Here is a 3,611-nt window from a genome sequence, read left to right on the forward strand (position 1 = left end):
CGGATCGGAAACGCGGTACTGCACGTTCATCTCAACGCGCACCACGTTCTCATCGGAGGTCAGCATCACACCGGACGCGGACAGGTCACGGACCGACTCCACGTTAACCGGGCGAACCTGATCGATATACGTCGGTTTCCAGTTCAGACCTGGCTGCACCAGATGGCTGAACTTACCAAAGCGAGTGACCACACCACGTTCGGCTTCTTTGATGGTATAGAAACCGCTGGCGGCCCAAATCACCACCACTGCAACCGCAGCGATGCCGACAATTTTGCCACTGAAGCCCGGCCCGATTGAGCCCGTGCCACCGCTGTTATTACCGTTGGAGCCTTTGCCACCGCCAGTCAGGCTGCTCAATTTCTTGCTCAGCTTGCGGAAGATATCGTCTAAATCCGGTGGCCCTTGATCGCGACCGCCTTTATTGTTACCGCCAGAGTTGCCGCCATTATTATTGCTGCTCCCCCACGGGTCGCGGTCCTGTCCGTTATTACCGGGCTGATTCCACGCCATGTTTTAGCTCCATTATTCTGTGATTGGGTACTTCAGGCTAATGCTTAGCCCACTCTTCTATTGAGCGGGCACACAAATGTAACAGGATATGATCATACGATAAAGTTAATCAGTTCCTGTTCCTGCTTGCAGAGGCGACGCCACTCCACGATCGGCATACGCACCACCACGCCGATACTGCCGTCCTCTTCATTCCACTCTTTTTCGATCGCCTGAAGCTGGTAGAAACGGCTACGAAGACGGCCTGCCTGTGGCGGTAAGCGCAGCTCATAATGCGCGATTTCCCCCGATAAGCGCTCCGTCAACGCCTGAAATAGCAACGGGATACCTTCGCCACTGGCGGCGGACAGCCACACTCGGATCGGTAAATTTTCCTCGTTGCGATCGATACGCGGGACAAAATCATCCAGCATATCTATTTTGTTCATCACTAACAGTGTAGGGATCTCATCCGACTCAATCTCTGCCAACACGGAGTTCACCGCTTCGATGTTTTCATCCACTCGGGTATCCGCAGCGTCGATCACATGTAACAACAGAGAGGCCTGGCGCGTCTCTTGCAGTGTTGCTTTGAATGCGGCAACAAGATCGTGCGGCAAGTGCCGGATAAAGCCTACGGTATCCGCCAACACGGTATCGCCTACGTCCGCCACGTCAATACGCCGCAGGGTAGGATCCAGGGTGGCAAATAGTTGGTCCGCCACATAAACTCCGGCAGACGTAATTCGGTTAAACAGGGTTGATTTGCCGGCGTTGGTGTAACCCACCAGCGATACGGTTGGCACATCGGCGCGGGTACGCGCTCGTCGCCCTTGATCGCGCTGCTTCTCTACCCGCTCAAGGCGCCGTAGGATCAGGCTGATGCGATCGCGCAGCAGACGACGGTCAGTCTCTAACTGGGTCTCCCCTGGCCCGCGCAGGCCAATCCCCCCTTTCTGACGTTCAAGGTGAGTCCAACCACGAACCAGACGAGTGGCAATATGACGCAACTGCGCCAACTCTACCTGCAGCTTACCTTCATGGGTACGGGCACGCTGGGCAAAGATGTCAAGAATCAACCCGGTGCGATCAATCACGCGGCATTCACACAGGCGTTCGAGATTTCTCTCCTGCGCTGCGGAAAGGGAGTGATCAAACAGGACAACAGACGCGCCGCTGGCTTTCACCGCATCTGCAATTTCTTCGGCCTTTCCTTCACCGACAAAGTATTTTGGATGAGGTGCTTTGCGGCTACCAGTAACCACTTGCAAAGCCTCGACGCCCGCAGAGGATACCAGCGATTCGAACTCACTGAGATCTTCTGTATCTTTGTCTTGCGAGAAATAGATATGAACCAGGACGGCCTGCTCACCGGCTTCATAACGGTCAAACAAGCGTGCAACCTCTCAAACGGAACAAAACCGCGAGTTTGGGGGACATAAACAGCACTGCGCTGCTTATGCTCCCCGTCATGGTTGACTCGCAACGCGCTTTATTCAGCGTCATCGCTTTCCTGCTGCGGCTGTTGCGGCGCAGACGGGTTGTTACCATGGTGATAATTGCTGGTGCCGCCGCTGCTCGGGGTGTTGCTGTGGTGCGATACCGGGCGCGATGGAACAACGGTAGAGATAGCGTGCTTATAAACCATCTGGCTCACCGTGTTCTTCAACAGGATGACAAACTGGTCAAAAGACTCAATCTGGCCTTGCAGCTTAATACCATTCACCAAATAAATAGAAACCGGAACACGTTCACGACGCAATGCGTTCAGGAACGGATCTTGCAAAGATTGCCCCTTAGCCATTCTATCTTTTCCTTATTTGTTTGTTGTTTTTAACTAAGAACCTGTCGGCTCAAAATAAACGACCTAAAAAATTTGCGCGCTGAATACTCATCAATTGTACACAATCACTCAACCTATGCACTAACAACCTGTGTTACCGAGTCTAAAGCCTCTCCCGGCTTTTCACTGTCCAACCACCGAACCGACTCCCAACCCCGTAACCAGGTCATCTGGCGTTTGGCCAACTGACGTGTTGCGCAAATACCTCGAAAAACCATCTCATCGTAACTAATCTCGCCAGAAAAATATGACCACATCTGGCGATAACCGACACAGCGAATGGAAGGCAAATCCGTATGCAAATCACCCCGTGCAAAAAGTGCACGCGCTTCCGCCTCAAAACCCGCCGCCAACATCTGATTGAACCGCAGCTCGATACGTTGATGCAACAACTCCCGGCTGACTGGCGCTATCGCAAATTGGTGAACATGATACGGCAACGATTCACCTGAAATTTTAGTCAGTTCAGTTAAAGTTTTACCCGAAATCAAAAAAACTTCCAGTGCTCTGGACAGTCTCTGTGGATCATTCGGATGAATACGTAGCGCGGCAACCGGGTCGATCGCCTGCAATTGGTGGTGCAAAGTCTCCCAACCGTGCTCCGCCGCCTGCTGCTCAATCTGCTCGCGTACCGCGGGATCGGCAGAGGGTAACGGCGATAAACCTCCCAGCAACGCCTTAAAATAAAGCATTGTGCCCCCTACCAACAGCGGAATACGCCCTGCTGCAGTAATATCGGCCATTTCTTGCAACGCATCGGCACGAAAATCGGCCGCCGAGTACGCTTGCGCAGGATCGCGAATATCAATCAAGCGGTGTGGTGCCTGAGCCAACTCTTCTGCAGAAGGCTTGGCGGTGCCGATATCCATCCCGCGATAAATCAGGGCGGAATCGACACTGATCAGTTCTACGGGCAAGCGCTCACGCAGCGCCATCGCCAGGGCGGTTTTGCCTGAGGCCGTTGGCCCCATGATAAAAATGGCTGGGGGATGAGGGTTCATTTCAATGTCAGTCATGCTTAAGTGCTGCCAATGCAGCCTGCAAATCAACGGGTTGTAAAAGAGCGGCAGGAGGGGATTTGACCAGTTGCGGGCAAAGTCGTTCAACTTCTGTCAACAATTGTATCGCTTGCGAGCTGTTCCACACTTGGTGTTCGCTGCCTAATTGGCTGGCGATCCAGATGGATAGCACCGTTGGCGACATCTCCTGATGTTCGGCCAGATAGCCTAACAGCTCGGGTATCAACTTTTGTAAATTTTGTTGGCGTAATGGTAAA

Annotated in this window: 4 protein-coding genes and 1 pseudogene; all 5 read right to left on the bottom strand. The window is 53.1% G+C overall.

What is annotated here, in order from left to right; translation table 11 throughout:
- A partial coding sequence (locus ACLQ7H_RS03230) for a protease modulator HflK N-terminal domain-containing protein (RefSeq protein ID WP_411751427.1) occupies positions 1–513 on the bottom strand: 513 nt, incomplete at its 3' end.
- Between the two features lie 92 nt (positions 514–605).
- Entirely contained in the window at positions 606–1,886 is a 1,281-nt protein-coding gene (gene hflX, locus ACLQ7H_RS03235; RefSeq protein ID WP_411751428.1) for a ribosome rescue GTPase HflX, read from the bottom strand.
- A 98-nt stretch (positions 1,887–1,984) separates the two neighbouring features.
- Entirely contained in the window at positions 1,985–2,296 is a 312-nt protein-coding gene (gene hfq, locus ACLQ7H_RS03240) for an RNA chaperone Hfq (protein ID WP_021179001.1), read from the bottom strand.
- Positions 2,297–2,409: 113 nt separating this feature from the next.
- A complete protein-coding gene (gene miaA, locus ACLQ7H_RS03245) occupies positions 2,410–3,351 on the bottom strand; it encodes a tRNA (adenosine(37)-N6)-dimethylallyltransferase MiaA (protein ID WP_411751429.1) in 942 nt (313 codons plus the stop codon).
- Positions 3,344–3,611, bottom strand: a pseudogene (locus ACLQ7H_RS03250) (DNA mismatch repair protein MutL); the annotation flags it as partial. The gene miaA and the pseudogene ACLQ7H_RS03250, both read right to left, overlap by 8 nt.

The organism is Serratia sp. (in: enterobacteria) (genome assembly GCF_046715635.1).
Classification (GTDB): Bacteria; Pseudomonadota; Gammaproteobacteria; order Enterobacterales; family Enterobacteriaceae; genus Chania.